Raw genomic sequence first — 26,931 nt, forward strand, 5'->3', positions numbered from 1 at the left:
ACGATCAGGGCGAGCCGACGCTCAGTTCCTGCGACGCACACGCCCAGTTCGTGCCGAAGCACACGTTCAGTTCGTGCCGATCCGTGCCAGCAGATCCACGATCCGCCCCTGTACCTCGGCGCTCGTCGACCGTTCCGCGAGGAACAGGACCGTCTCCCCCGCCGCCAGGCGCGGCAGTTCCGTCTGATCGACGGCGGCGGTGTAGACGACGAGTGGGGTGCGGTTGAGCTGGCCGTTCGCGCGCAGCCAGTCGACGATTCCGGCACGGCGGCGGCGTACCTGCATCAGGTCCATCACGACCAGGTTCGGCCGCATCTGCGAGGCCAGTGTGACGGCGTCCGCGTCGGACGAGGCCCGCGCGACCTGCATCCCGCGTCGCTCCAGCGTCGAGGTCAGCGCGAGGGCGATCTCCGCGTGCTCCTCGATGAGCAGGACGCGCGGCGGGTGCTGCTCGCTGTCCCGGGGCGCAAGGGCCTTGAGGAGTACGGCGGGGTCGGCGCCGTACGCAGCCTCACGCGTCGCCTGGCCGAGGCCTGCCGTCACCAGGACCGGTACCTCGGCGGCGACGGCGGCCTGGCGCAGCGACTGGAGCGCCGTACGCGTGATCGGACCCGTGAGCGGGTCGACGAACAGCGCGGCCGGGAAGGCGGCGATCTGCGCGTCGACCTCCTCGCGCGAGTGCACGATGACGGGCCGGTAGCCGCGGTCGCTCAGCGCCTGCTGGGTGGTGACGTCCGGCGCGGGCCAGACCAGTAGCCGACGCGGGTTGTCCAGCGGCTCCGGGGGAAGCTCGTCGTCCATCGGCTGCGGCTGGGGCTGGTTCGCGACCTCGACCGCGCCGCCGGGGCCGTCGAGCGGCTCGGGGCCTTCGTCGGCGTTCTCGTCGGGGGCCCCTATGGCGTACGAACGGCCGGTGCCCTCGGTCGCGTTGGCCAGCCGGGACTGCGGCCCTGCGGCCTGCGGGTGCGGGCGGGCGGCCGTCTCCGTCTGCTCGGCACCGTCGGTGACGGGCTCGGTGCGGGTGCCGAGCTTACGGCGACGCCCGGAGCCGTTGGTCGCGTGCGGGGGAGGCGTGGGTGCCTGGGGCTGCGGCGCGGCACCGGTCTGCGCCGCGGGCTGGGCCTGGGCCTTGGCCTGCGCCTGGACCTGGGGCAGCGGCTGGGGCGCCTGGGACGCGGACCGGCTCGGCCGGGGCTGTTGCGCGTCGTTCATACGGCGGCCGAACGGGACCCCCTGCCCGAGGGTACGGACGCTGATCGCGCGGCCCTGTGTCGAGTTGGGGTCGATGGCCGGCGGGGGCATGGCCTCGGCGGGGAGCGGCTGGGCGGCGCGGGGCTGCTCCTGGGCGGGAGCGGGTTCCGGGTCCGCCGGAGCATCGGCCGTGCCCGGCCAGGGCTGCGGAGCCGCGGCGGCTTCAGGCTGCTGCACGGGGACCCCGGCGCCAGAAGAGTCGGTTGCGCCGCCCGGCCAGGGCTGCGGGGGCGCGGCCGCGGCTGCGGTCGCGGGGATCTGGGGCGGCTGCGGCTGGGCGGTCTGCGCGGCCGCGGGAGCGCCCTGGGCGGGCGTAGCGGCTACCGGGACTCCGCCCGCGGGGCCGACAGGTCCTGCTGGGATGGCCTGACCAGGGGCAGCCTGCGGCGGGAGAGCCTGTCCTGGGGTGCCCGGCTGGGGCATGCCCTGCGGAGGAACGGCCTGCCCGGGAACGGGAGCGGCCTGGGCAGGGGTGCTCTGACCTGGGGTTCCCTGCGCGGGTACGGGTGCGGGTGCGGGCTGTCCGGGGGCAGCCTGCGTGGGTGTGCCCTCGGCGGGGACGCCTTGCGCGGGGGGCAGCTGTCCGGGCATGGCCTGCCCGGGATCGCCTTGCACGGGGCCCAGCTGCGCAGGCACCCCTTGTCCGGGAACCGCCTGCCCTGGCATCAGCTGCCCAGGAATGCCCTGACCGGGCACACCAGACGGACCGGGCGCGGGGGGAGCACCCTGCACCGAGCCCACCTGCCCGGAAATCCCCGGTGCAGCGGCGGTGGCCCCATCGCCCTCGCCCGCCCCCTGGCGAGCTCGCCGACGCCCACCGGGCGCCTGCACCGGATGCGGCTGGGGCGGAGTGTGGTCCTCGGCCGGGTCGTGCAACGCCGCGTCGTGGCGCCCGTTGTCGGCCTGGGCCTGGGCGTGTGCCTGGGCCTGGGCCTGGGCCTGGGCCTGGGCCTGGGCCTGGGCGTGAGCCTGGCCGTGGGCTTCGGCGTGCTGAGCGGCGTACTCGGGAGAGCGGTCCGCCTCGGCCGGCGGCAGTGCGAACACCGAACGCGGCCCCGCTTCCTGGGCCGCCGCACGCTCCGCCGCAGCGGCCAGCGCACGGCGACGCCGCCCGGTCGGCTGAGCAGCCCCGCCACCACTGCCGCCCGCACTCGCCTCCGGAGAGGCAGAGGGAGAGGCAGAGGGAGAAGGAGCCGCGGGCAACGCCGCCGGCAGTGCCTGCGGCTCGACGTCGCGTCGCGCACGCCGTCCGCCACCGGGTGCGGGCACGCCCTGCGGAGGCACGGTCTCCCCGAGCCCCGTAGCCGCGGTACCCGCCGCATGCTCGGCCGCGGTCACGACCGCGCCCTCGGAGACTCCACCGCCTTCGGCAGGACTGGGCCGCCCACGCCTCCGTCCGGTCCCACCGGAGCCCTCGGCGCCGCCCTCATCCGCAGATGCCTGAGCCGGAAGCGCCGGCTGTGCCCCGTCCCCGGCGGCGCGCCTGCGCCGTCCGGTGGGCACGGCCGTCTCCGTCGAGGGCCCGACCTCGCTCTCCAGGAAGGCATCGACGGAAGCCCGCCTGGCCCGCCGTCGCCCGCCCCCCTGCGGGGAAGTCTGCTCGGGCAGCGCGACCGCGGAACCGACCGCACCACCGGGGCCCGACCCCCCGGCCCCGCCGCCGTCCGACGCCGAGCCCGAATCCACACCCGCGTCCGCACCCACACTCGCGTCGGCACCCGCACCGGGAGCAGGAACCGCCCCGGCCCCACCCCCGATAGGCACCTCAAGGACGAACGCACTGCCGCTCATCCCGGGCACCTCATGCGTCTGCAGCACCCCGCCGTGCGCGCGCACGATTCCGCGCACGATCGGCTCGTGCACCGGGTCTCCCCCGGTGTACGGCCCGCGCACCTCGATCCGTACGACCTCACCGCGCTGCGCGGCCGCCACGACGACCGTGTTGTCCATGTAGCCGCCGGCCGAGACCGGGGCGTTGCCCGTGGAGTCGACGCCCGCGACGTCCGCGACGAGATGCGCGAGCGCGGTCGCGAGCCGCTGCGGGTCGACCTCGGCCTCGATGGGCGGCGCGTGCACGGCGAACTGCACCCGCCCGGGCCCGATCAGCTCGACCGCCCCGTCGACACCGGCCGCGACGACCGCGTCCAGCATCACCTTCGTACGGGTGACCGCCTCGGTCCCGGAGTCGAGGCGCTGGTAGGCGAGCACGTTGTCGACGAGCGTGGTGATCCGCGAGTAGCCGGCCGAGAGGTGGTGCAGCACCTGGTTGGCCTCGGGCCACAACTGCCCGGCGTCGTCCGCGGCGAGGGCCGACAGCTCGCTCCGCAGCTGGTCGAGCGGTCCGCGCAGGGAACGCCCCAGGACGGCGAGCAGCTGCTCGTGCCGGGCGGCCAGCGCCTCGAACCGGTCCTTCTCGCGCTCGGCGAGCGCCGCGTACCGGTCGTCGCCCGCGGCCAGTTCCTCCTCGTGCTGCTCGCGCAGCTCGGCGAGTTCCCTGCCGCGCTCCTCCCGGAGCGAGGCAAGCTCCGCCGTGTGCTCCTCGGCAGCCCGCGCGAGCTCCTCCTGATGCCGCTTGGCCTCGGTGTCCTTCTCCTGGGCGAGGGCGTCGTACGCACGCCGGTCCGTGAAGGTCATCACGGCCCCGACGAGCTGGTCCCCGTCCCGTACGGGCGCGGTGGTCAGATCGACCGGCACCTTGTCGCCGCTCTTGGACCACACCACCTGCCCGCGCACCCGGTGCTTGCGCCCGGAGCGCAGCGTGTCGGCGAGCGGCGACTCCTCGTACGGGAAGGGCTCGCCGTCGGCACGCGAGTGGAGCATCAGCGGGTGCAGTTCCTGCCCGCCCAGGTCGCTGGCACGGAAGCCGAGTATCTGAGCGGCGGCCGGGTTGACGAGAACGACTCGTCCCTCGGTGTCCGTCCCCACGACACCCTCGGAGGCGGCGCGCAGGATCATCTCCGTCTGCCGCTGAGAACGCGCCAGCTCGGCCTCTGTGTCGACGGTGCCGGAGAGGTCCCGTACGACGAGCATCAGCAGCTCATCGCTGGTGTAGCCGTAACCGTCGTACGCCTGCTGCCCGTTCTCCAGATTCGCGCTCGTGACCTCGACCGGGAACTCGCTGCCGTCGGTGCGGCGGGCGATCATCCGGGTCGGCCGGGTACGGCCGCTCGCGTCGACGGTGTCGGGCCGCCGCATGGTGCCGGGGATGAGCCGTGAGTCGAACTGCGGCAGCAGATCGAGCAGTCCGCGTCCGACGAGCGCGGTGCCCGGGGCCTCGAAGGCCTCCAGGGCGATGGTGTTGGCGTTGACGACCGTTCCATTGGCGTTGACCAGCACCAACGCGTCGGGAAGCGCGTCGAGTATGGCTGCGAGGCGAGCAGCGCCTCGGGATGGCCTGCTGCTCACGAGACGCTTCCTCCCTGTTACCGCACCTTGCCGACCGCGGGGGCCATCTTGCCAACCGGTCCGCGACGTGTCACGCGAGGGAGTCTACGGGCAGTGGTTGCGCTCGCGACGCCGGATGAGAGGGAGGTCGCACGCAGAGGGGACGCAGAACGGACGCAGAAGGCACGGAGAACCTGTGACCACCCATTTTCATCCGCCGGAACCATGAGCGCGCTGTGCCATTCCTGTGTCACTCCTCTGCCGTTCCTGGGAACCGAGCTCCGGAAGCAGGGGCACGAGGGCGTCCCACCGCGCGATCTCGCACCCGTCACGGCGTTCGTACGTCGCGTCGACGGGCCGCCCGGCCCAGGTTCCGGTGACCCGCGCGGTGGCAGGACCGCCGTACTGCATCGTGCACATCCCGCCCGGCGCGGCCGGCGCGAAGGGGTCATTGCCCCACGAAGTCTTCTGGTCCAACTGTTCGCAGGCGGCCGCGGCGTCGGGATGACTGCCACCCACGGGATGACAGTCCAGCTCGTACGTCCCGTCCATGCCGTCGCCCGCCTGGCTCACGGTCACGGTCAGATGGTCGGTGCCGTCCGCACCGCTCACCGGCGGCGGCATCAGGGGAAGCGATTCGGCGTACGCGACCGGGGCCGCCGCGGACAGCGCGGCGAAGGAAGCGGCGGCGGAGGTGGCGACGGTGAGGGCGAGGCGGCGCAGCATGGAGGCTCCACGGGGTGCGGGCGGATTCGTGAGTGTCGGCCCGGGATGGACCGGGGAAGTGGGCAGCGGGCGGCGGAGGGACACGGGAGGGACCTTGGACGGATGGCGGAGGAACCGTGGACAGGTGCCGGAGGGACCTTTGAGGAGCTCTCTCCACGCGTTCCACGCGGACCCTCTGACTGACCCTGGCGAGCCCTGACGGAACCTGATCGGCCCTGGCGGCAGGTCCTGATCAGCTCTGACGGGTCCTGGCGGGTCCTGACGGATCTCTCGCCGTCCTCCTTCCGCCCCACTCCGTTCTTTCTCCGTCGGGGGCGCGCCCCCACTCCTCTAACGCCGTCCGGCCCATGACGTTGCGCCACGGGGCCGTGCTTTGCCCTCGGCCCTTTTCGCCTAGTACCGTAGGGGGCGATTGGTGACACCCCACTCGGCTGTGTCATCATCTGCACGCACCACTCGCGCTCGCGCGGGCGGTTGTGCTGGAGGCGTCGCCTAGTCCGGTCTATGGCGCCGCACTGCTAATGCGGTTTGGGACTTCAATCCCATCGAGGGTTCAAATCCCTCCGCCTCCGCCGAAGATCCCGAAGCCCTGGTCACCGACGACCGGGGCTTCGGCCGTTCCTTGATCGTTCCCGGGGGTCTCACGGGACCGCTCCCAGGGTCACTTCCAGGCCATTTCCGCAGGTCAGGCCGGGTTCGACAAACGGATTTCGCCTCACGCCGCCAGTCATGTAATGTTGTTCCCGCAACGCCGACCGGGCCGAAAAGCCCGGAAGGAAGAGCAAACACAACAGAACAGACAAGCACTCGTAGCTTAACGGATAGAGCATCTGACTACGGATCAGAAGGTTGCAGGTTCGAATCCTGCCGAGTGCACAGGTCAGGGCCCCGTGTGATACGGGGCCCTGTTTCGTTGTCTCACATTTTCTCACGGGCGGCCGGTATGGACCCCCTCAGCCGAGCAGCTCGCCGAGCTTGTCCGAACCGGCCTTGAGAGCCTGCGGATCACTGTGGACGTAGATTCGTTTCGTGAAGCCGAGGTCTGCGTGTCCGGCCCATGCGCTCACGACGACATCGGGGACGCCGTTGTTCGCCATCCAGGACAGGCAAGCGTGCCGGGCGTCGTACAACCGGACCTTGCGAACCTCCGCGGTCTCCATCGCCTTGTACGCGCGGCGCCGTAGCCAGTCCGTCTTGACGGCGCGGCCGAGCTCGTCGCACGCCACCCTGCCGGAGGCGTGCCAGCCTTCGCCGGCTGCCAGCTGCTCCGCGATCTGACGCTTGTGGAAAGCCTTCAGTGCCTTGTGGACGATCTCCGGCAGCGGTAGCCCACGCTCGCCTGATCCTGACTTCGCGTCCTTCTCGACCACCACCCCGGCAACCAGGGTGCGCGTGGTTTCAATCTTCAGGGTTCCGGCCTTCAGGTCGACGTCGACCCAACGCAGCCCGGCAACTTCGGCGGGGCGCAGCCCTATCAGCGACAGCAGCCATACCGCGTACATCCGGTCGGAGGCGACGTGCCCGAGGAACTGCTGAACCTCGGCCAGGGTCCACGGGATGTACGTCTTCTTCTTCGCTTTGGCCTCCTTGCGGGCAGCGCGAGGAATGGTGACGTGCTCGGCCACGTTGCGGGCCACTAGCTGGCGGCGCACCCCGAGGTTGAGCGCGGCCCGCAGGCGTCCCAGGGTGAGGCTCACGGTCCGCTCGCCGACCCCGGTTCCCGGCTTGCCGCCGCGGCGGCGTGCGCTTGTCAACATCCAGTCGATCAGGCTCTCGACGTCGTCCTCCGTGAGTTCCTGCAGACGCTTCCCGCCGAGGTGCGTCTGTACGTACCGCATGGCGTCCTCGTAAGAGCGCTTCGTGGCTGCCTCGACGTCTCGCGTCGCGGACTTCAGCCACGCCTCGACCAAGTAGTTCACGGTGAGCTTGTTGGGCGCCACGAAGGTGCCCGCGGCCCGCTGGGAGATGATCCGGGCGCGCTCCTCCTTGACCTCCGTCTTGGTGTCCTTGGTGATGGTGATCTGTTTCCTGTGCCCGTCCGCGTCACGGCCGGCGTCGACGACGGCCCGGTATCGGACCTTTCCGTTCTTCAGCGTGATCTTCTTGATCCCGTCTGACATTGCTGGTTCCTCTCGCTGTCGCACCTCACTGGCACGATGACGGCATGAAGCTTCTTACGGCGACCAGTCGCACCCAGGGCCAGCGCGACAACGACTTCACGTTCTGCATCGAGGGAGAACTCGTCATCGTCGCCCCGCTCGTCTGCGAGGAAGACGAAGAGAATCCGGACGGAGGCTGTGGGTGCGGCCGATCCTTCGGCGGACTCAACAGCGGCAAAGCCACCACCACAGCTGTGGTGTCAGATCTCGACTTCACACGCGACGATGCCGCCCTGGCCGTCCGGTCCGCCCTCGAACAGTCCAACTTCGTCAGCCTGATGGACCCCGAGGAAGTCGAGGACCTCATCGTCGACACCCTGGAACTCGCCGCCGACCTCGGCGTCGGAACCGTCGTCGAACAACGCCTCGGAGACATCCGGACGCGACCCTAAAGCCGAGCCGCAGGACGCTGGTGCTCGTGAGTACGGCACCGCGGCGAGCAGGCAGTGGAGTCCTCGTTCACCGTGAGCGCGAACTCGTCACACACCCACCCCATGGGCGGCCGGCCGGGACCGAGCTGCTTCCTGAAGCCCTTCACGCCCCGCACGATGGCCCGCTCGGCCTGCCAGGCCTGCGCCTCGTGCTGCCAGGCCCGCCAGACGGACACTGCCGCGCACCACACGTCTCCCGGATGCTCCCTGAGCGACTGCGCGGCCGTCTGCCGGTAGCGCTCCGGATCGAACTCCCGCAGATGCTCCGGGATCTCGTCTGTGGACGGCTCGGGCTGTAGGCGCCTCACGCCACCGACCCCCGAATTCCGTACGATTTCCGAGCCGCACCACGACGCTGCGGACGCACATCCTCCTCGTCCGGGATCCGCAGCGAGGCGATCATCCGGGCCAGGTTCGCCGACTGCTGACGATGCTCCGTGATCCACGGGGCGGTCACCTCGTCGCCCTTGGCGTTCGTCACCGTCAGCCCGGACACGGCCGTCTTCTCCGCCATCCGGTCCAGCAGATCAGCAGAGCGGCACGCCTGCAGCAACAGCTGCTGCTCGTACACCTCCAGGCCGAACTTCCCCGCGACCGACTCCCACAAGGCGCGGCCTGACTCGCCGAGCGCCGCTAGCGCTTCCTGCATGACTTGCCTCCCGATGTGTTACGGCTATATGCCTCTGACCTGCGGATTCTTCAGATGGCCTCCGTTGGCTACTGAATGACGAGTCAGCTCCTGAGGTGATCATCTCACCGTCCGGTTACGTTTCCGCAGGTCAGCCTCGCGCGCGTAGGGCCTTTTCAGGTGCCATCCACAGCGAGGTGCTAACGTGGCCGATCCCCGAGATTTGAAGATCGTTTGGGTCCCTCCCCAGGGTGATCCTTTTGCTGTCGCATCTGCTGTTCGAACTGGGTGCGGTCGAGGCCGTGTTCGCCGGCCCATGCGTCTTGTGCTTGCCGCCATTTCTCTCGGGCTCGCAGCATGGGCAGCCAGATGCCGTCTTCGACCTCGGGCATCCATCGGGTCTCGTCGTAGGTGATGAGGTGGTCGGGGATCTGCATGCCGTGTTCCTGTCTGTGTGTGCGGGGCGCCCGGTCGCCGCGGCATACCGGGCGCCCCTGACGGCCACGTGCAGGTGAAAGGAGTAAGGCCTGCACTGCCGCCTCTCGCGCCTGACACGCGAGGGTCTGGGTCAGGCTCCGTACACGCCTGCTCGCCAGCTGTTGAGGTGGTTGTCGAACACCTCGCGGACGGTCGGCTGAGCGGGTGGTGTGAGCGGGGATCGCAGCCCGTGAATGTTGACGGGCGCGGCCTCGTCGAGCCTGTAGCTGTCGGGGAGTTGGTAGCGGACGATGCCTCGCTGGGTGGCGAGCATCTGCCGTACCGGGTCGGCGGTCATGCGGCGTCGCCTTCCGTCTCGATCCCGAGGTCGGTGGTGCCGGTGGCGACGCTGTCGATGTCGCCGTAGCCGTCGAGTTCTGTGGGCCGGCTGATGCCGCACAGGATCTGCTCCTGGAAGCGGGCCCGCTTGCTGTCGGCCTGGTGCAGCTGGTCGAGCTCGGCGATGTGGCCCTGCCGTCGTTCGTCCTGGGTGCCCGCGTAGTCGGTGAACACCTGCTCCCAGGCCCCGCCGAACGGTCCACCGCTGCGCTGCGAGAAGGCGTGGGCGGCGATCGCTCGGCGCATGTATTCGTCGCCGGTGAGGTGGGCTTGCTGGAAGAGCCGGCGGGCCTGGTCGGGGGTGGCGATGTCGGCTACGCGGGTCATGGCGTCGCGCATGGCCATGATCTCGGCGGGGTTGGTGGCTCCGTGGACGCCGAAGACTTCGCCCATGAGGTAGCCCTTGCGGTCCTGGTACGCGGCGTTGGCGTTGTCGCGGATGCCCTTGATCTCGTCGCGGTAGGTGACGTGCAGCTTGGCGAGGGCGCGGCGTTGGCCGGTCGCGCTGAGGTTGTCGTCGTTGCGGACGTCGCCGATCTTGGCGTGATAGTCGGTGACGAGCTTCTTGATGCGGGCAAAGGAGGTGTCGTCGAGGGCCATGTCAGTTCCTTTCGGTGGCTGCCGTCTGTGCGTACTTGTCTTGGTGGGTTCGGGTGCCGCGCTTCGGGCTGCATGTTGAGCAGACGGCGCGATTCCCGGCGTACTGGTGGCAGTGGCGGCATGTGCGGCCGCTTCTCTTCTTGTCCTGCTTGCGGCTCACGCTGAGTGACTCCTCTCCCCTGGCGCTGAAAATGCGGGCTCTGTTCTCAGCGAATCTGCGTAACCCGCCTTATCGATCGAAAGCGGGTCCCTGACCTGCATTGATCTCGATTCCTGCGGGTTACGCAGCCGCGCGTAACCCGGGCTTGCCCGTGCTGGGGTTACGCATGGCTGCGTAACCCCAGCACTTGTGCGCCGAGCTGGGGGTTTTCGTCTGCCGGGCAGGGTTACGCAATGTGGCCCGCGAGAGAGGGCGTTTTTCTGAGCGATCAGATTCATCGGTCACTCCCCGTCGCCGGGGTCGGTCTCGGTGCTGACGATCTGGCCGGGCACGAAGACCAGCATCCGAGCGAGCCGACCACCGAGCTTCTTGGGGATGAGGTAGGCCGGTCGGGACTTCTCGTTCTTCACGAGCGCGTCCGCCTCCAGCCAGCTGGGCAGTACAGCGTCGAGGTCGTAGTTCGCTCGCTGCAGAACGTCACGGAGACGCTGCGGAAGTAGGGCCACCGTAGGAACCCCGTCGATCTGGAGATCCCTCCCGATCCATCCGCTGAACGGCGCCTTCTCCTCCGTGTGGGGGCTCCACAACTCCGAGCCGTGCGAGGCGACGTACTCGCGTACGACATCGAGCGCCATCTCGCCCCGGTTGTCGGTCTGGTCCGTCATGGCGAACAGGCGCTGCCAGACGTCCATCTCCGGGGGCGGGAAGGGCACGATGCCCCACTGGTGGGAGAGTTCGGCGGCAAGGGCCAGGCAGGCCACGAACGGCGCCCGGCGGGCCGACATGTCACTGTCGTACCGGTGAGCTTCCGTCAGTTCCTTGTGCCGGGCGACCAGTCGCCGCTTTCCGTCGCCCGCCATGGCGTCAAGCAGCTTCTCGATGTACCGGGGGCCAGCCGTTCCGTAGTTCTCTGCCGTCCCGTCCCGTACCTCGATGGCTGCCGCGGCTGACTCCGCTCCGTCCGTACCGAAGGGGGCTTCCTTGATGCTCAGGACACGCGCCCCGGCACCCTGGTCAGTGGTGAACGTGAGCACCGACTGTTCGCCGGTCGACACGACGACGGTTCGCCAGGGAAGCCCGGACGGCCACCCCCCGCCGCGGGCCGCCCCGTGGTTCTTCGGGATGGCGTAGAGCAGGCCGTGAACCATCTCCGGGTTCTGGACGAGCTTGGTCTCGTCGAAGACGACCGGCAGGCCGTTGACGAGGTTCAGCCGCTTCTCGGCGGCCAGCATCGTCGTCCGCCACGAGTAGAGACCGTCAGCCTTCTCGCTCGGGTCGGCCCACGCGCTCATCCCGCCGGCCGCCGCTGTTGTCTTGCCCCGGGTTGACCGTCCGCAGATGTCGACCGCGAACGAGTTCACACCGACGATCTGCAACAGTGGTGCGGCGAGGCAGGCGTACAGCGCCATCTGTGCGGGCGGGTAGGACTCCATGCGCTTGATGGCGGCCTGCCATCCGGCGAAAGTTCCCGCCGGTTCGTGTGCGGCGAGCGCGGGCTTCTGCTCGTCGTACTTGACCTCAACGCGGTGCGGGGTGTCCTGTGCGGTGACGAACGTGCCGTCCCTTTGCCAGCCCAGTTGTCGGGCGAGGTGGACGCGCGGAATCTTCCCCTGATTGATGGACTCGAACGCGGCGAGGTACCGCTCTGCCAGCTTGGCGTCAGACTCGATGATGGGCAGGCCCGCATCCCCGAGGGTGGCCACCAGGATGCGGCCCCGCCTTACGACGGAGCGCTGCACGGTCCTGGTGACAACCTGCCCGCGGTCGACCCACGCCAGCTCTACGGCCTGGTCGCCGATCGGGTCGACGTACACGGCCTTGATGACCAAGGGCGCCCACGCCACACGGACGTTGACCATTTCCTTGCCGACCTGCTTTTCGACCCACACACCGCTGTAGCTGATGGTGTAGCCGGCGGGCATGCGGACGCCCTCGGCAACGAGACGGTTGTCCGTCCATTCCTTGGTCGCCTGCTCGGTCGTTTCGTCGGTCACGCGGTCACCCCCGCTCCGCGGCCGGCTGATGCGACGGTCCGGTGTGCTTCTGCCTCGCTGAGTCCGATCTGGATAGCCGCTCCGATCAGCTCAGCCTCGACGTCTGCTGCGGCGACATGTCCGTCCCCTACGTGCGCCCACGCTTTGCTGGCAGCCCAGTAGAGAGCGGAGTTCCGGTTGCCCTGGGAGGACTTGAGGACGACGTCGACGAGTCCCTGCAGCGCTCGGGTAGAGCTGTCGACGGACATAGCCGCCATTCGCCTCTGTGGCTGCTGTCGGGGCGCGGGCGGCAGCATGAGCGTGAGCAGCTGCTCGGGGATCGGCTGGGGCTCGATGTACCCGACCTTGGGGTGAAGGACGTACTCACCCGCGCGGCCGATCGATCCGGGCCCGACGACGTAGCCGCGGGAGCTACGCACGTCGATGCCAGGTCCGAGGCGGCCCACGGAGTTGGGCACGGCGATGCCTTCCGGGATGGCCAGCCACAGATGGAAGCCACCGGACGGAGTGCACACGGTCGTTGTCCGCGGAACCTTGAACCCGTGCTCTGCGGCGAGCCGGTTGAGGGTGGCGACGCCATCGACCCCGTTCTTCTTGTCGAGGTCGAGGCCGATCATGTTGTTGCAGGCGGTGCCGTAGCCGACCGCCTTGGGGGCCTGGTCGAACCCCTCGTTGATCGTGACGCTGTCGTTGCTGGAGTCGCCGACCCCGTGCCCCCACCAACCGCAGAACGCGCGACCCGGGCAACTGTGTCCCTTCTCGTGCGGGGATCGGATGATGGGCGTCTTGTGGATGCTGAGCGGGAAGACCTCGTGGCCCCACTCGCGAGCGGCGTGCAGAGCGGCGGCGCGGGCCTTGTCGTGGTTGCTCATGCCGCCCCCTTGAGCTTGGTCTTGAACTGCAGGAGGTAGTGCGCACCGCAGGGCGCGTCTTTTTCGCCCAATCCGATGTGTCGGTGCCAGTCGCGGCACTTGGGGCAGCGGGCGGCGAACTCCAGCCGGCCGGACGTCTGGACGGGTACCGGGCGGGCGATGGGCGTTACGATGACATCGGTCTGAGCGTCGCCGCCGATGTCGAGGACTTCCTGAGATGGGCCGCCTAGGACGCGGCCCTTCTCTGCGTTCATGGTCATGCAGACTCCAGGAGAGTCACGAGGGATTGCGTGGTCACGACGCTGCGGGTGCCGAACGGCAGTACCTTGATGGGCGCTTCGCCACGCTTGATCAGGTAATACAGGTGCCGCTCGCTGATGCCGAGGGCGAGCGCGGCCTGCGGCACGTTGACGGTTGCGGGCCAGCCCTTGATGTCGTCGAGCGTGGGCCGAGCCTTCAGGGCCGCGGACGCTGGAATGTCGGTCTGGCTACGCGGCATGGGCTTCCTCCTCGTCGAGGAGGTCGTCAACGGAGCTGCCGATGATGTCGGCGATGGCGGCGAGGACGTTGATGGGCGGGGTGACGCGGCCGAGCTCGTACTCGTGGATCGAGTAGGAGGTGCGGCCGATGCTGAGAGCGAGTCGTTCGACGGATACGCCTGCGGCCTTCCGGGTTTTACGGAGCCGCCGGCCAGAGAATGACCGAGCCATGGTGTAGGTCTCCTGAAAACACAAACGCCGAGCACGACTGACCCATCTCGGGTCTAAGTCGTCTCGGCTCCCTGTGTCAGGTACTACGGCTGCATCGCGCTACGCCGCTTCACCGTTCGCCCTTGCCTGCATCCTGTCGCCATCGCGGCTCCCGCCCATGTCGGCCGGGGGATGCCCCTGGGGGCTAGAACTCGGTGTTCTATTTGGCGCGTACCGTACTACAGGGAAGCCGATTCGTGTAGTGGTTCTCGGCTAGTTGGACGGGGGAGGGAGGCGGCGAGGGGGAGGCCAAGACCCCGTTTTCGGGGGTCTCGACGTCTCTCCGACGCTGCCTCCCTTGCCTCCCTGACTGGCCATTTCTGCAGGCCATGTACAGGGAGGCGGTGCAGGGAGGCGGGTAGGGAGAACTCCCTCAGTCCTCGCCGGCTCCCTCGTCGAGATCGTCGTCATCCCTGGCCGCGATGGCGTCGAGGATCCGGTCGAGGCTGACGTGCATCTTGCCGCCGTTGGTCTTGTAGTCGCCGTGTCCGGCGTCGTCCAGGACGGCCTTGAGGTCGCGGGGTGACCAGTCCCCGTAGGTGACGGTGTTGCGGTCCTTGAGGCCGTGCAGCACGTCCAGGGTGAGCATCTTCGTCTCGTGTCCGAGGACGGCCGCGATGTCGGCGAGATGGTCGACGGGGGCGAACGTAGCGGTGTCGGCCGGCCCGCCCTCGTACAGGCCCATGGCCCGCTCGACGACCGGCGTCACCTCGTCGACACCCTTCTCGGGGTCCCGCTGGACGTAGTGCGCCCGGATCACCTCGAACGGCTTGCTCGTGAACCCGTAGGTGACCGCAGTACCGACGTCCTGGCCGGGAACCAACTCAGTCGCCCGGATGCCGGCCTTGTACTTGCCGGAGCCGAGCAGACCGTCATTGGCGACCTGGTCGCCCACCGCGAACGCCACACGATGCGACGTATTGCGGGTGACATCCCGCGGAATCGAATCAGCGGTCGGGGAGACCGTGACCCAGATCAGGGTGATGCCGACCTTGCGGGCCTTCTTCATGACCCGGATGGCCAGCTGAGCAGCCTCCTTGCCGTACTCCTTGCTCATGAACAGCTCGTGGCACTCGTCGAACACGACCACCCGGGGCCGCATCCGCTTGTCCCTCAGGGCCAGTTCACGCGTGAGCTTGGGCGACTCCCCGCCGAGTTCTTCCAGCAGCTTCCCGCGCTCGGTCACCTCGTTGGTCAGACTCCGCAGCCGGTCGAGGGCCGCCTTCAACTGCTCGTCGTCGTCGCCCTTGACCAGCGTCTTCAGCCGCGGCTTGAGCGGGTCATAGTCGATGTTCGTCGCCATCACGTACACCTCGGCCTCGACGAGCGGGTCGAGGATCGCGCCGAGCAGCAGCGAGACGACGATGGACGTCTTCCCGGAGCCCATGATTCCGCCGACGATCCAGTTCGCGGCCATGAGCTTGCCGATGATCGGCTCACCGCGCTGGCTGACAGCGACCGGGACGCCCTTGAAGTAGTCGGTCGTGCCCTCCGTGAGCAGCGGCCAGTCGGGCACGGGGCCGTTCAAGGAACCCTGGTCGGCAACCCAGAGGTCAAGCACACCGGGCTGGTTGGGCGGCTCGGTCGGCCACGCCTCGACGGGCTTGCGCATCAGGTTGTGGGCGAGCACGTTCTTCTTGCCGTTGACCATCTCGACAGTGACGCCGAGCGGCAGCTGTACCTGCGTGTGGTACCCGTTGCCGAGCCGGGTCGTGGGCTGCACCCAACGGGGCTGCCAGCCCTCCTTGATGGCCGCGTTGAGTGGCGCGATGCCCAGCTTGCCTAGGGCGCGCTTGATGGCGTTCTCGTCGGGGATGACGCCCTGCTCGCCAGTATCGACGGGCAGCGCCCACACCGGTGCAGTCTTCTGGTTGCGGCCGACCGCCCACACTCCGGCGAGCGCGATGAACGGCAGGGAGACGAGCAGCGGATCCCACACGATGCCGGCGATGAACGCAGCCCAGCCGATCAGCTCAACCACGGTGTTCAACGGGGTGAGCACATCGGAGAGATCGCGGTTGTACCAGGCGAGCATGATGCCGAGCATCAGCAGCACGCCCGCGCCGGCCGCCGTGGCCGTGGCGACCGCCTTCGGGGCGTTGATGGCCAGCTGCAGGAGCTCCATACGCCGGCGGTGCCGGGACATGCGGTAGATGTACGCGCGCTGCTCCCAGTCGCGGGCAACTTCCTCGTTGCCGGAGGCTTCGGCGATGCGCATGAACCGCTCGTGCCGGGCCGTGGTGCGGGCGTCCCAGGTACGTCGGGTGAGGATGCGGGTGCCGCCGAAAACGTACGATCCGTGGCGGACGGTGAAGCGGTACACGGGGTTCGAGCGGGTCTCGACGACGACCCGGCGAAGGTGGTCGATGCGTACCCGGCGGCGGGCGCGCGGCTTGTCCTCGACGGCCGCAGGGTGCGTCTCGGGTACGGGTGTACTCGGTGTACCTGGCTTGTCGAGTACGACGGGTACAGGTGTACCTGGCGCCTCTGCGTTGGCGGGTGCGTGAACATCCGTCATGCTGATCTCTCCGGTTGCTCGATGGGCGGTCGGGTACACGGGGCGCCCGGATTCCTTGGCCGGGTACGGGCGCCCCGTGGCGTAGCTACTTCTTGTGCTTGCGGCGGAGGGCGGCCCTCTCGATGCGCTCGACGCGGCGCTGCAGGTCGCTGAGGTCGACGTTGCCGGTGCCGTCGTCGGCGAGGCCGCGCTTGCCCATGCGGGCGACCAAGCCAGCGATGCGGACCTTCTCGCCGGTGGTGAAGTCGGAGAACTTGAGGTCGTCGGCCATGGGTCAGTGCTCCGTCTCGGTGCGGGCGGCGCGGAGGATGTCGGCGTGGTCGAACGCGAGCGGCGGCAGGTCGCTCAGGGGCCACCACTGAGCGTTGGTCGCGTCATCGCCTGCCTCGACGGTCGTTCCGGGGATGACGGTCAGGTGGTAGGCGACGGTGACGTACCTGCCGCGCGGGTCACGGTCGGGCTGGTCGAACGTGCCGATCTGGTCCAGCTCTTCCGGTGCCGCGTGCACACCGGCCTCTTCGGCGAGCTCACGTGCAGCGGCGGCGCGACTCGTCTCACCCGGGTCGACGTGGCCGCCGGGCAGCGCCCACTGGCCCTTGAACGGGTCCCAGCCGCGTTCGATCAACAGGACGTACCTGTCGGTCGTGGTGACGACGACGTCGGCGGTGTAGCGGATGGTCTCGAAGGTCTCGGTGTCGGTCATTGGCTTCCTCCCGGGTTGTGGGCTGTCCGGTCAGCGGGTCTTGGTGAAGTCGCGCCACATCGAGCGCAGGACGAGCAGACAGACGGTTGCGCAGGTGCCGCCGATGGCGACCGCGATGGAGGCGAGGGCAAACGCGAGGGCGAGTGCGCAGGCCACGCAGCCGCCGACGATGGCCAGGCCACCGATCGTCAGCCACTTCTTCGCGTTGAACTCGGGCTTCGGCGCCTGGTGCTGGCAGCCCTGGTGCTGCGGCTGCTGAGCGGACAGCTTGGCCAACTCCATCGCGGCGAACGCCAGCTGCACGGCGGCCGTGTCCGTCGAGGCTTCCCTCACCGCGGCCTCGGCCTTGTCGAGAGCGTCACTCACCGGGCCCACCTCCGCGGCAGATGCGGGCGGACGATCAGGCCGAGCGCGAACGCTACGACGACGGGCTTTACGGCCAGCCACGCCACCGCGCCGACGATGGCGGTGAGCAGCGACGGGAAGGCGAGGAGCAGGCCCAGCAGGATGCCCAGGAGGATCCACTTCATGACGTCGCCCCCGCTCCGACGAGCTTCGGCAGGGCCTCACGGAAGCCGTCTTGAATCTCCTTGGCACGGTCCTGGCCAACCTTCAGACAGGACTTGATGTCGCGGATGGACGGGATCTCACCGGCCAACAGCTCATCCTTGAAGTGCTCCGCGGCCAGGCCGAGGCCGGCTGCGGTGAGCGGGTCCTCCTCGGGAGGCTCGGGTACGTACTCGGCGTGCACCTCGGGGCGGGTACGCGGCTGCTCGGCAGCGAGTACGGGCACCGGCTCCGGGTCCACGGACGGCTCAGGGGGGAGCCCGCAGACGGTCATCAGGGGCAACGTTCGGACCCCCGCGGGTACGGCCTCGGGTACGGCAGGTACAGCCGCCTCGATCTCCGGGTACACCTCGGGTACGCGCTCGACTTCGACGTCCGGAGTGCCTTGGATAACATCCAAAGCAGGTTCGTCGACGTCCGGAACCAGCTGCTCGTGTACCTGCCGCATGATGGCGGCGAACGCGAGCAGCGCGGCCACCGGAGGCACGGCGGCGACGATGTACTCGAGCGGGTCCGCTCCCGTACCGACTCCGGCGACGTTCAGCGCGATGGAGCCGAGCGAGCCGACCCCGGCGAGCAGGTAGGCGAACCAGTCCGCGCGGCCGCGGAGTGCGGCCCGCAGGATCAGCAGTTCGCCGGCGACGATGAACAGGTCGACCGTGCCGGGCCACGCCCATGCGCGGGCGTCGTCAAGGCCGTTGTCGTCGGCGACGTCGTGCAGGTGCTCATACGACAGCCAGAACGCGGCGGCCGTCAGGGTGACGGTCACGAGACCGGCACCGCCGGCCAGAGTCTGGCGTGCATTGAGTCGCTTCACTATTCGCCCACCTCCGGGAGGGCAGCGCGGGCGACGCGGTGACCGCACAGGTTCATCCCGTGCTGGTCTCCGAGCCGCTTCGCGGTGATCAGGTCGGCGAGGATCGCCGGAACGTTCGGCGCCGGCCGAGCTGTGCGGTCGCAGGCACGCAGCGCGGCGTACTCCGTCGGACGCGGGATGGGCCACCGCTTCTTCACGGCCGCTCACCCCACGCCCGGTAGCCGGTGGCCGGCTTCTCGACGAGCCGGGACCGCAGATAGTCCGCGGACCAACCGGGGTCGTCGCCACGCTGCAGGACACCCTCAAGGGCGACCTTGGCGTCCATGACGCGGTCCAGCAGAATCCGGTCGTGCACCTCGCTGTCGCCGACCGTCGCCGGGTACGGGATGTCCAGGGCTTCGAGAACGGCGGTCAGCAGGTCGCGGTCGGCGCTCATGCCCCGGCCCGCCGTAGCCGGTCCAGCCGGTTCGACAGGCTGTAGAGGCGTCCGGCGTGCGCACCGATCTCCGCGGCCAACTCGCGCAGCTGGTCGGGGTCCAGGGGCGGGAACTCGTCGACGGCCGCCACCGGGTACGGCTCCGGCGCCAGTTCGCCGAGCGGCGCCCAGGCGATGCGGGCCTTCAGGAACTCGACGCCCTCGTACTCGGCGGCGATCGCGGGCCCGTTGTGGACGATGTCCGCCTGGTGCACGACCTGCTCTCCGTCATGCCCGACACACCAGGCCGGCTCGTCGGCGGTGATCTCGCCGCGGTCGACGGTCTGCAGGGTCACCGTGCCGTCCCCGTAGCGGGGGACCTGCACAGAGTGAGGAATCGAGTCCAGATCTGGACTCTTTTCCTCACCGGCGGTGACGGGCGGATACGCGCGGTCGACGGCCGCGGCGAGCAGTTGCATGACGGCCTGCTGCTCGGGTGACCACGTGCGGCGCCGGTCGCGCTCCATCTGCTTGTCGAGTTCGTGGAAGGCCTGCACGGACAGGTATGCCTCAACCTCGTGCCGCACCTCGACGACGCTGAGCGACTCGGGAGTGCGGTCCCCCTCAACAATCTCCGCCCACGCGATCCCGAGCGCCGTCGTGATCTGCTCACGGGACATCAAGAAGTCCACGCGCACGATCACGTCCGGGGTGTGCTCCTCGTCGCCGAACGGATCCGTCGGCCCGTACACCGGCATGTCGGCCCGCTCCCGAGTCAGGAACCGGGAAACCTCCGGGAAGTGGCGCTCAACGAAGCGCTGCGCCCGCTCCTGCTCGTCTTCGTTGCTCATGCGGCACCGACCGGGCGCGGGTTGACGAGGACCGGGTTGCCGTCGGTGTCGAACGCCGACAGCTGGTACGGGTCCGGGAGGTCGGGCATCTCGACGGCGAAGCTCTGGCCGAGCATCGAGCGCACGACGATCTCGCGCTCGGCAGTCGGCCGGTTCGGGGGAAGGTAGAAGGCGAGGGAGCCGTCACCCCGGATGGCGGCCGCGCCGGTGAAGTCACGCTCGGGGCTCGGGTAGTCGATGACTTCGATACCGAACTCGGCGAGCAGGTCGCCGAGCGGGGCATCCATCAGGTGGTCAACGGTGGGCTGTTGCATGGCGGTGGCACTCACAGCGTCACCGCCAGTTCGCTCGTCGGAATGCCGCGAGCGGCGAGGTACTGCGCGAAGGCGGTCCGGGAGACGCGGATGGTGCCGCGGCCCGTACCGATCCGGTACGACTCGAGGCGCCCCGCCTTGATCTCGGCGTAGATCGTGGACGTGTCCACGCGGAGGGCGGTGGCGATGTCCTTGACCCGGAGGGGGTGAGCTCCGGGAGCCTCCGTCTGGGCATGCGAGATAAGCTCAACGTGCATCTGAGACCTCAACTCTTGGATGCGAGGCCCTGGCGGGATGAACGCGGTGTTAGTGGCACTGCGCTCGCCGGGGCTTTTTGCGTTGCATGGCTTGCTGTCCGCTATGTCGCTCGGCGGGCACAGGACTAGGATGTTCTAGAACACCTCGTGAAGTCAAGGAAAGTTCCAGAACATTCTAGAACGGAGAAACTCTCAATGGTTCGAGACGCCTCAGGTAAGGCGCCGTACCGCCGCATCGCAGACCAGGTCATCGGGCGCATCGACAGTGGTGAGCTGCAGCCAGGCGACGCTGTGCCGTCCGTGAGTCAGATCATGGAGGCTGAGAGCGTCAGCCGAGCCACGGCGGCGCGCGTCCTCACCGAGCTTCGCTCCGAGGGGTACGTCGTCGCCACACCAGGCGTCGGCACGGTCGTCGCCGCACGGAAGACGCTCACAGCGGGCTCCGACCGGCTGCGCATGCTGCAGGCAGGCGGCGACGGCTTTCGAGAGGGCGAACGGGTGGAGATCCTGGAAGCCGAGATGGCGCCGGCCCCGGGGGACGTCGCCGACGCTCTCGGCCTCGACGCAGACGCTCAGGTGATCCGTCGTCGGCGTCGCTACCTCGACGACCAAGGAGTCATCACGCTGTCCACCTCGTACCTGGCCGGCTCGCTGGCCGATGTGGCTCCGGAACTCCTGGTAGCCGAGCCGCTCCCGAAGATGACCTTCGGACTCATCGAGGAACGGACCGGACGCCGGGCCACCCGCCGGCGCGACACCGTGAGCATCCGCCCCGTGGCCGAGGAAGACGCCGACCTGATGGAAGCGGAGGCAGGCACGCCCACTCTCGTCATGGTGAACCGCTACTGCGACCAGCATGGCGAGCCGACCGAGTACGCCGTCGACTACCTCGGCGTGGGGCGGGAGCTGTCTGCCGAGTACGACCTCGACTGACGCGGCGCCGCCTGGTGGAGTCAGGCGGAACGCAAAGAAGGGGCCCGCTCAGTGGAGTTGAGCGGGCCCCTTCGTCATGTAGGACTGTCTCACGCATCTCTCACACACTGGGTGCGCGGGATGCGCTGACATAGCGCTGACCTGCGGTCCCGTGCGTTGGGCTCCACACCATGCACACCATGCAGGTTGTTCAGATCACTACGGATCAGAAGGTTGCAGGTTCGAATCCTGCCGAGTGCACACAGGTAAGAGGCCCCGGAGATAATCCGGGGCCTCTTGCGTTTGGGGGCGTACGGCGCGAAGTACAGCAACCGGGTCGGGGCCGGAGCGCTGGCCGCGCTGTTGGGATGTGGGGCCGAGGCGACCGGAGTGCAGCGGACCCGGTGAAGCGGGCACAGCCGGAAGCCTCTTCCACTTCTGCGACGCCGTCGGACTCCCACGCTCGACTTACTCCCGATGTTCTGCAGAGCCGGTGGTGGACGTGGGCATCAGCGGAGCCCGAACGGACGAACCCCGTTGCCGATCAGGACGGAAGCGAGTGCGGGCGGAATCAGCCGAAGGACGTGTGGTTCCTGGCCGGCACCTTCGGCACGCAGGCCGAGCGCGAGTGCAGCGTCCCCAATGGGGTGCCCCTTGCTTTCCCTCTCGTGAACATGATCGGTGAACCGGCGGACTGTGCGGACTTCATGAGCGCAGCCAAGGGATCCGCCCTCCTGGACGGCAAGAGGCTCGACTCGGACACCAATCAAGGAGAGACGATCGTGGTGCGAAGCGTCGCCGACAACGCCGTCACAGGCACGGAGGGACGCTTCACGACCACCGGATGCGGACTCTGGGTCCAACTGCCCCCATTGGAACCCGGCGACCACGCGCTGACGATCCGTGGCCGGTCGGACGGGTTCGCGGTCGGTGTGGACTACGTCCTGACCGTGGATGCCGCATAGGCGAGGGCCGGCAGTCTGACAGGGACCCCGGGCTCGGGTCCCTGCAACGAACGTGACGGCAGCGGGTTGCTCAGTCGCCTCCTCCCAGGTTTCGGACAGCTTGCCCTGCGCGGCGCGTACTTCGGGCCCGGTTGCGCCGTGCCGACTCCCCGTTCACGGTGTCGCGTTCTGGCGGAGTTCCTCGAGGTAGTCGCTCATCAGCTTGCCGGTTCGGGTGAACCAGTCGTTCAGGACAGCGATTTCGGCGGGGGAGTAATCGTTGAACTGTTCGTTCAGGCGGGCGTAGTACGGGCCGTAGAGGGCGGTGACGCGGGCGACCGCGGCCGGCACCGCGGCGATGCGTACGCGGCGGCGGTCGGACGGGTCGGGGCGGCGGGTCACGTAGCCCGCGCGTTCCAGGCGGTTGACGATGCCGGTGACCGCGCCGGTGGTGACGTGGGCGCGGGTGGCCAGGTCGCCCGCCGTGAGGAGATGCTCGCCGGCCTCCAGGACGAAGCCGAAACAGGTCAGGTCGCCGGCGTTCAGGCCCAGGCGCTGGGCCATCTCGTGTTGGCTGACCATGCTCGTGGCGATGAGGTGGTCCATCGCCGACAGGGTCTGCGCGGGGGTGGCCGACGGCCGCCGGGCGGGCGGGCGCGAGTCGTTCTTCTCGCTCCCCCTGTTCTTGATCTCCTTCGCCGCAAGCTCGCCCTCCGCAAGCTCGCCCTCCTCAAGCCCCCTCTCCTCGCTCCCCCTCTTCTCCTTCTCCCTGCCTGGCATCTGGAAATTCCCTTAGTGCGTGAGATAAATTCCTTACTTGCTAAGGGATTCTAGTCGCCGGTCGGCCAGGAGGTACGCACATGAGTGGGCACCATTACGACGAAGGGCACACCCTCGCCGGGTGGACGGGGTTCGCGATAGCCGGGGCGGGGACGTCGGTGGCCGGGGTGGGGATGTGTCTGGGGTCCGCGGCCGGGATCTGGCTGGGGCTCGGAGTCGTGGGGCTCAGTGTGCTGGTGACGTGGGGACTGCATCTCGCGGGGTGGGGCAAGCCGCCCGGGGTCCGACCGGTGGCGGAGCGGGGCTGGCGGGTGCGGGATCGTGTTGCGCGGAACGGGCATCCAGGATGTGTCGGCTGCCGACTGGCCGGGCGGGGGCGTTCGGCGAGGGGTTCGCTGGTCGTTTCCACCTCGGAGCGGTCGGTCGCCGCCTCGGAAACGGCTCCCTCGGAGTCCGTCGGCTGACGCTCTGTGGGAGCCGTCGGCTGACGACGATCGCGTTGTCAGTGCTGCCCTCTACTCTCGTGAGTGATGGCACAGGTGTGGAAATGCACGGGGCTTCGGTGGGGCGGAGAAGGGCCCGTGCTGACGTGGGACGGGGGGCGTCGCAGTGCGTTGCCGTGGGGGAAGAAGGTCGCGTTCGCCGTCGTCGACGGGGGCGTGCGGACGTGTGTGGGGGCGCGTGGGCACAGCTGTCCCGTGGGAGCCGTCGTGTCCGGGCGGAGTGTCGGTGCCCGGTGCGAGGAGTGCGCGCGGCTGGACCGGGCCCACTCCGTGGCCGCGGACACCATCGCCGACGACCCTCGGCCCTACTCCGTCTATCTGGCGTGGTTCGGACCCGGGATGGTCAAGGTCGGGATCACGGCGGTCGAGCGGGGATCCGCCCGGCTTCTGGAGCAGGGTGCCGTCGTCTTCAGCCGGCTGGGGCGGGGGCCGCTGATGGCCGCCCGGCGGAGTGAGGAGTTGCTGCGTACGGCGCTGGGCGTGCCGGACCGGATCCCGTACGACGCCAAGCGGGCCGTGCGGAGTGCGTTGCCGGAGGCGGGGGTGCGGGTGGCGGAGGTGCGGGAGCTGCACGCACGGGCAAGCGGGCTCGGCGGGTGGCCGGAAGCATTGGAGCGGATGCCGTTCGAGGCTGTCGATCACACGGAGGTGTTCGGGCTCGGCGGATTGCCTTCGGCCGTGGGCGTCGTCGGAGAGCTCGTGCCGGGCGGTGTCGTGAGCGGGGAGCTGGTCGCCGCCGCCGGGCCCGATCTGCATCTGCGGACCGGGCGCGGGGTCGTCGTACTCGATACGCGGCTCATGACCGGGTGGGAGCTGACCGGGACCGGCGGGGGCGGCGAACGGGAGGAACGGGGTGAACTCACCGTGCCCGTACGGGAGTTCGGCGGCGTTCAGGACGGGCTCTTCTGACGTGACGGGCTCTGTGGAGGGAGGGGGAGGAATGGTCAAGAGATGGATCCCTGGGGCATCCCCTTTGGCAAACGCGCTGGACTTGGCGCTTCGGCCGGGCCGAGAGTGGGAGACATGAGCAATCACCCTGTTGCACCTGTCGTGCCTGTGGCCGCGCACGAACCGCCGTACTACGCCGTCGTGTTCACCTCGGTGAAGACCGAGGAGGCTGGAGCAGACAGAGAGGACGGAGCGTACGGCGAGACCGCCGAGCGGATGGAGGAGCTGGTGAGGGACATTCCGGGGTTCCTCGGCATGGACCACGCGCATTCCCCCGGCGGGCTGTCCATCACCGTCGGGTACTTCCGGGACGCGGACGCCATCGAGGAGTGGCGGAGCAATGCCGAGCACCTCGCGGCGCAGAAGCGCGGGCGCGCCGAGTGGTACGAGCGCTACACCCTGCATGTCGCCAAGGTGGAGCGGAGCCATGGGTTCGAGCGTGACCACGGCTGAGGGGGCGGAGAGGGACGAGGCCGATGACGTACGGCGGTTCTGGGAGCGGCTCGGTCTCCCCGGGCTCGTCGACGTCCACACTCACTTCATGCCCGAGCGCGTTCTCAAGAAGGTCTGGGAGTACTTCGACGGGCTCGGGGCGCTGACCGGCGGTGTCGAGTGGCCCATCACCTACCGGGCCGAGGAGCGTGAACGGGTCGGGCTGCTGAGGGAGTTCGGGGCGCGGGCCTTCACCGCCATGGTCTACCCGCACAAGCCGGGCATGGCCGAGTGGCTGAACCAGTGGGCCGTGGACTTCGCCCGCCGGACCCCGGACTGTCTGCACACGGCGACCCTGTTCCCGGAGCCGGGCGTGGCGGCGTATGTGCGGAAGGCGGTGGACGAGGGCGCGCGGGTCTTCAAGGCGCACGTCCAGGTGGGGGCGTACGACCCGGCCGACGAACTCCTGGATCCGGCTTGGGGTTTGCTCGCCGAAGCGGAGATACCCGTCGTGATCCACTGCGGATCCGGACCCGCGCCCGGCAAGCACACCGGGCCCGAGCCGGTCGGGCGGGTGCTCGCGCGGCATCCGCGGCTGCGGCTGGTGTTCGCGCACATGGGCATGCCGGAGTACGAGGACTTCCTCGGCCTCGCCGAGCGGTACGGCGAGGTGCGGCTGGACACGACGATGGCGTTCACGGACTTCAGCGAGCGGCTCGCCCCGTTCCCCCGGCGTGCGCTCCCCCGCCTCGCCGACCTCGGTGACCGGGTCCTGCTCGGGACCGACTTCCCGAACATCCCCTATCCGTACGTCCATCAGCTGCACGCGCTGGAGCGCATGGGCCTCGGCGACGACTGGCTCCGGGCGGTCTGCCACGACAACGGGGCGCGGCTGTTCGGGCTGTGATGAGGGTGACCGGCCGGGTCAGTCGGTGACGACCAGCAGGTCCGAGTCCGTGTCCCGCCACCAGATGGTGACGGCGCCGTCGACGACCTCGCGGACGTCGAGCACGGCCGAGTCCCCGTACTCGGGCACGGTCATGGCCGGCAGCCGCAGGGTGTGGAGCAGGCGGCCGCTGTCGGCGTCGAGGACGAGGAGCTCGCCGCGGATCCGGCGGCCGTGGTCCGCGTCGGTGAAGACCGGATGGCGTACGACGTACGCCCGACCGTCGGCGATGCCCGCGGAGCCGAACTGCAGGCCGGAGGGCGCCCGCAACCGCCAGGCGCGGTGCCCGTCCCGGGCGTCGTACGCGTCCAGGGTGGTGTCGTGGTCGGCGTCCGGGTTCTCCGGATCGGCGGACGAGAGCACGATGCCGCCGTCCGAGGCGACCGGGTTCCAGTCGGCTGCGGCGAGTTCGGCGCGCGGCCGGACTCCCTCGCGGTTCACGTCGAGCAGCCGGACGGGGGACCGGCCGTCCGCGGACTGCAGGGCACCGACCAGCGTGTCCTCGTCACCCCGGAAGAACTGCGACCACAGTCCGGCGGTGCGCTGCTTCCAGAGGACCTCGCCCGTGCGGTTGTCGATCCCCAGCAGGAGTGCGTACTCGTCCTCGCCGACCTCCAGGCGGTTGCAGACGATCTCACCGACGCTCAGCTGGTCCGGCTGGTCGTGCACGCGCAGGCGCAGGAGCATGTCGTCGCAGCGCGCCGGCGCCTTCAGCGTCCACACGTGTTTGCCGTCGTGCTCGGAGAAGGCGCGCACGTGGCCGTCGGCGTCGGTGACGATCAGGCCGCCGACGAGGTTCACGGACTGGTAGCCCTTGTCGTGCCGGGACTCCGTGTGCCATCGCGGCTTCCCGGTACGCAGGTCGATTCCGACGAGCCGACCGTCGGGGTACCAGATCGCGACGGTCCGCTGCGTCACCGCGAACGCCGTCAGGCCGCGTCCCCCGTCCCGGCGCTCGTAGCGCCAGTACTCCTTGCCGGTGCGCAGGTACACCGCCCGCACGCCGGAGTTCGTGGTCCGCACGCCCAGGCCGTGCACCGCGACCTCGTCGTAGTCCGTCGTACGGCGTGTGACGTGGGCCGGAGCGACCGGCGCCTGCGCGGTGGGCGAGGCCGGGAAGGGCCCTTGCGCACCGGTGACCAGGTCACGTTGCCCGTACCACTGGAAGAACAGGATCAGGGGGACCATGACCAGCGCGATCGCCATCGCCAGGTACAGCGGGTTGTCGCGCATGCGTAGGGGATCCGGCCGTCC

33 protein-coding genes and 2 tRNA genes are annotated in these 26,931 nt (G+C 69.2%); 9 read left to right on the forward strand and 26 right to left on the reverse strand.

Annotated elements, in window-relative coordinates:
* Positions 1-66: 66 nt before the first annotated feature.
* Together GAS53_RS19275 and GAS53_RS19280 are read right to left on the reverse strand one after the other, a co-directional pair.
* Positions 67-4,656: a PAS domain-containing protein gene (locus GAS53_RS19275; protein WP_151478874.1), complete on the reverse strand. Its 4,590-nt coding sequence runs from the start codon at positions 4,654-4,656 to the stop codon at positions 67-69.
* A 189-nt stretch (positions 4,657-4,845) separates the two neighbouring features.
* Positions 4,846-5,361, reverse strand: coding sequence for an SSI family serine proteinase inhibitor (locus GAS53_RS19280; protein ID WP_151478875.1), 516 nt, complete (start codon positions 5,359-5,361; stop codon positions 4,846-4,848).
* 481 nt (positions 5,362-5,842) lie between these two features.
* Here GAS53_RS19280 and GAS53_RS19285 point away from each other — a divergent pair.
* Positions 5,843-5,933 (forward strand) — tRNA-Ser (locus GAS53_RS19285).
* A gap of 231 nt (positions 5,934-6,164) precedes the next feature.
* A tRNA-Arg gene (locus GAS53_RS19290) sits at positions 6,165-6,237 on the forward strand.
* A 77-nt stretch (positions 6,238-6,314) separates the two neighbouring features.
* On the opposite strand, the gene GAS53_RS19295 is transcribed toward GAS53_RS19290, so the two are convergent.
* Positions 6,315-7,481 (reverse strand): tyrosine-type recombinase/integrase, encoded by a 1,167-nt coding sequence (locus GAS53_RS19295; RefSeq protein ID WP_151478876.1) that lies wholly within the window; start codon positions 7,479-7,481, stop codon positions 6,315-6,317.
* Between the two features lie 44 nt (positions 7,482-7,525).
* Between GAS53_RS19295 and GAS53_RS19300 the strand changes: the two genes are divergently transcribed.
* Positions 7,526-7,912, forward strand: a complete 387-nt coding sequence (locus GAS53_RS19300) for a DUF7715 family protein (protein WP_151478877.1) — start codon at positions 7,526-7,528, stop codon at positions 7,910-7,912.
* Here the strand turns inward: GAS53_RS19300 and GAS53_RS19305 are convergent.
* The 21 genes from GAS53_RS19305 to GAS53_RS19400 form a co-directional block, all read right to left on the reverse strand.
* The gene (locus GAS53_RS19305) at positions 7,909-8,259 is read right to left on the reverse strand and encodes a hypothetical protein (protein WP_151478878.1); all 351 of its coding nucleotides are present in this window, start codon (positions 8,257-8,259) and stop codon (positions 7,909-7,911) included. The genes GAS53_RS19300 and GAS53_RS19305 overlap by 4 nt on opposite strands.
* Complete coding sequence (locus GAS53_RS19310; protein WP_151478879.1) at positions 8,256-8,600, reverse strand: hypothetical protein; 345 nt, start codon at positions 8,598-8,600, stop codon at positions 8,256-8,258. The genes GAS53_RS19305 and GAS53_RS19310 overlap by 4 nt, the downstream gene beginning before the upstream one ends.
* Before the next feature lie 179 nt (positions 8,601-8,779).
* Positions 8,780-9,016, reverse strand: coding sequence for a hypothetical protein (locus GAS53_RS19315; RefSeq protein ID WP_151478880.1), 237 nt, complete (start codon positions 9,014-9,016; stop codon positions 8,780-8,782).
* 131 nt (positions 9,017-9,147) lie between these two features.
* Positions 9,148-9,354 carry a hypothetical protein gene (locus GAS53_RS19320; protein WP_151478881.1) on the reverse strand — a complete coding sequence of 69 codons (207 nt, stop codon included), beginning with the start codon at positions 9,352-9,354 and terminating at the stop codon, positions 9,148-9,150.
* The gene (locus GAS53_RS19325) at positions 9,351-9,995 is read right to left on the reverse strand and encodes a hypothetical protein (RefSeq protein ID WP_151478882.1); all 645 of its coding nucleotides are present in this window, start codon (positions 9,993-9,995) and stop codon (positions 9,351-9,353) included. Before GAS53_RS19325 ends, GAS53_RS19320 begins: the two co-directional genes overlap by 4 nt.
* A gap of 441 nt (positions 9,996-10,436) precedes the next feature.
* On the reverse strand, positions 10,437-12,149 hold the full coding sequence (locus tag GAS53_RS19330; protein WP_151478883.1) for a DUF927 domain-containing protein: 1,713 nt from the start codon (positions 12,147-12,149) through the stop codon (positions 10,437-10,439).
* A complete protein-coding gene (locus GAS53_RS19335; RefSeq protein WP_151478884.1) occupies positions 12,146-13,021 on the reverse strand; it encodes a bifunctional DNA primase/polymerase in 876 nt (291 codons plus the stop codon). The genes GAS53_RS19330 and GAS53_RS19335 overlap by 4 nt, the downstream gene beginning before the upstream one ends.
* Entirely contained in the window at positions 13,018-13,281 is a 264-nt protein-coding gene (locus tag GAS53_RS19340; protein WP_151478885.1) for a hypothetical protein, read from the reverse strand. The genes GAS53_RS19335 and GAS53_RS19340 overlap by 4 nt, the downstream gene beginning before the upstream one ends.
* Positions 13,278-13,520: a helix-turn-helix transcriptional regulator gene (locus GAS53_RS19345; RefSeq protein ID WP_151478886.1), complete on the reverse strand. Its 243-nt coding sequence runs from the start codon at positions 13,518-13,520 to the stop codon at positions 13,278-13,280. The genes GAS53_RS19340 and GAS53_RS19345 overlap by 4 nt, the downstream gene beginning before the upstream one ends.
* Positions 13,510-13,731, reverse strand: coding sequence for a helix-turn-helix domain-containing protein (locus GAS53_RS19350; RefSeq protein ID WP_151478887.1), 222 nt, complete (start codon positions 13,729-13,731; stop codon positions 13,510-13,512). The genes GAS53_RS19345 and GAS53_RS19350 overlap by 11 nt, the downstream gene beginning before the upstream one ends.
* Before the next feature lie 412 nt (positions 13,732-14,143).
* Positions 14,144-16,288 carry a zonular occludens toxin domain-containing protein gene (locus GAS53_RS19355; RefSeq protein ID WP_151478888.1) on the reverse strand — a complete coding sequence of 715 codons (2,145 nt, stop codon included), beginning with the start codon at positions 16,286-16,288 and terminating at the stop codon, positions 14,144-14,146.
* Positions 16,289-16,373: 85 nt separating this feature from the next.
* Positions 16,374-16,559: a DUF6257 family protein gene (locus GAS53_RS19360; RefSeq protein WP_151478889.1), complete on the reverse strand. Its 186-nt coding sequence runs from the start codon at positions 16,557-16,559 to the stop codon at positions 16,374-16,376.
* A gap of 3 nt (positions 16,560-16,562) precedes the next feature.
* Complete coding sequence (locus tag GAS53_RS19365) at positions 16,563-16,991, reverse strand: NUDIX domain-containing protein (protein ID WP_151478890.1); 429 nt, start codon at positions 16,989-16,991, stop codon at positions 16,563-16,565.
* Between the two features lie 30 nt (positions 16,992-17,021).
* Positions 17,022-17,357, reverse strand: a complete 336-nt coding sequence (locus GAS53_RS19370; RefSeq protein WP_151478891.1) for a hypothetical protein — start codon at positions 17,355-17,357, stop codon at positions 17,022-17,024.
* Entirely contained in the window at positions 17,354-17,521 is a 168-nt protein-coding gene (locus GAS53_RS55230) for a hypothetical protein (protein WP_192583176.1), read from the reverse strand. Before GAS53_RS55230 ends, GAS53_RS19370 begins: the two co-directional genes overlap by 4 nt.
* Positions 17,518-18,375, reverse strand: coding sequence for a DUF2637 domain-containing protein (locus GAS53_RS19375; RefSeq protein WP_225858997.1), 858 nt, complete (start codon positions 18,373-18,375; stop codon positions 17,518-17,520). The genes GAS53_RS55230 and GAS53_RS19375 overlap by 4 nt, the downstream gene beginning before the upstream one ends.
* Positions 18,375-18,572 carry a hypothetical protein gene (locus GAS53_RS19380; protein ID WP_151478892.1) on the reverse strand — a complete coding sequence of 66 codons (198 nt, stop codon included), beginning with the start codon at positions 18,570-18,572 and terminating at the stop codon, positions 18,375-18,377. Before GAS53_RS19380 ends, GAS53_RS19375 begins: the two co-directional genes overlap by 1 nt.
* Positions 18,569-18,811, reverse strand: a complete 243-nt coding sequence (locus tag GAS53_RS19385; protein ID WP_151478893.1) for a hypothetical protein — start codon at positions 18,809-18,811, stop codon at positions 18,569-18,571. Before GAS53_RS19385 ends, GAS53_RS19380 begins: the two co-directional genes overlap by 4 nt.
* The gene (locus GAS53_RS19390; protein WP_151478894.1) at positions 18,808-19,641 is read right to left on the reverse strand and encodes a DUF6907 domain-containing protein; all 834 of its coding nucleotides are present in this window, start codon (positions 19,639-19,641) and stop codon (positions 18,808-18,810) included. Before GAS53_RS19390 ends, GAS53_RS19385 begins: the two co-directional genes overlap by 4 nt.
* Positions 19,638-19,970 (reverse strand): hypothetical protein, encoded by a 333-nt coding sequence (locus GAS53_RS19395; RefSeq protein WP_151478895.1) that lies wholly within the window; start codon positions 19,968-19,970, stop codon positions 19,638-19,640. Before GAS53_RS19395 ends, GAS53_RS19390 begins: the two co-directional genes overlap by 4 nt.
* Positions 19,967-20,212, reverse strand: coding sequence for a helix-turn-helix domain-containing protein (locus GAS53_RS19400; RefSeq protein WP_151478896.1), 246 nt, complete (start codon positions 20,210-20,212; stop codon positions 19,967-19,969). Before GAS53_RS19400 ends, GAS53_RS19395 begins: the two co-directional genes overlap by 4 nt.
* Before the next feature lie 195 nt (positions 20,213-20,407).
* On the opposite strand from GAS53_RS19400, the gene GAS53_RS19405 reads away from it, so the two are divergent.
* The gene (locus tag GAS53_RS19405) at positions 20,408-21,145 is read left to right on the forward strand and encodes a GntR family transcriptional regulator (RefSeq protein WP_151478897.1); all 738 of its coding nucleotides are present in this window, start codon (positions 20,408-20,410) and stop codon (positions 21,143-21,145) included.
* A gap of 686 nt (positions 21,146-21,831) precedes the next feature.
* Positions 21,832-22,089, forward strand: coding sequence for a hypothetical protein (locus GAS53_RS19410; RefSeq protein WP_225858998.1), 258 nt, complete (start codon positions 21,832-21,834; stop codon positions 22,087-22,089).
* A 153-nt stretch (positions 22,090-22,242) separates the two neighbouring features.
* Here the strand turns inward: GAS53_RS19410 and GAS53_RS19415 are convergent, their stop codons facing one another.
* Positions 22,243-22,674 carry a MarR family transcriptional regulator gene (locus tag GAS53_RS19415; protein ID WP_151478989.1) on the reverse strand — a complete coding sequence of 144 codons (432 nt, stop codon included), beginning with the start codon at positions 22,672-22,674 and terminating at the stop codon, positions 22,243-22,245.
* 254 nt (positions 22,675-22,928) lie between these two features.
* Between GAS53_RS19415 and GAS53_RS19420 the strand changes: the two genes are divergently transcribed.
* The 4 genes from GAS53_RS19420 to GAS53_RS19435 all read left to right on the forward strand — a co-directional run bounded on the left by GAS53_RS19420 (position 22,929) and on the right by GAS53_RS19435 (position 25,638).
* Positions 22,929-23,312, forward strand: coding sequence for an HGxxPAAW family protein (locus GAS53_RS19420; protein WP_151478899.1), 384 nt, complete (start codon positions 22,929-22,931; stop codon positions 23,310-23,312).
* Positions 23,313-23,378: 66 nt separating this feature from the next.
* Positions 23,379-24,260 (forward strand): DUF2797 domain-containing protein, encoded by an 882-nt coding sequence (locus GAS53_RS19425; RefSeq protein ID WP_151478900.1) that lies wholly within the window; start codon positions 23,379-23,381, stop codon positions 24,258-24,260.
* 114 nt (positions 24,261-24,374) lie between these two features.
* Positions 24,375-24,752: an antibiotic biosynthesis monooxygenase family protein gene (locus tag GAS53_RS19430; RefSeq protein ID WP_151478901.1), complete on the forward strand. Its 378-nt coding sequence runs from the start codon at positions 24,375-24,377 to the stop codon at positions 24,750-24,752.
* Positions 24,727-25,638, forward strand: a complete 912-nt coding sequence (locus GAS53_RS19435; RefSeq protein ID WP_151478902.1) for an amidohydrolase family protein — start codon at positions 24,727-24,729, stop codon at positions 25,636-25,638. The genes GAS53_RS19430 and GAS53_RS19435 overlap by 26 nt, the downstream gene beginning before the upstream one ends.
* A gap of 18 nt (positions 25,639-25,656) precedes the next feature.
* On the opposite strand, the gene GAS53_RS19440 is transcribed toward GAS53_RS19435, so the two are convergent.
* Positions 25,657-26,910 carry an outer membrane protein assembly factor BamB family protein gene (locus tag GAS53_RS19440; protein ID WP_151478903.1) on the reverse strand — a complete coding sequence of 418 codons (1,254 nt, stop codon included), beginning with the start codon at positions 26,908-26,910 and terminating at the stop codon, positions 25,657-25,659.
* Positions 26,911-26,931 lie beyond the last annotated feature (21 nt).

It is taken from the genome of Streptomyces albicerus (assembly GCF_008905045.1).
Classification (GTDB): Bacteria; Actinomycetota; Actinomycetes; order Streptomycetales; family Streptomycetaceae; genus Streptomyces; species Streptomyces albicerus.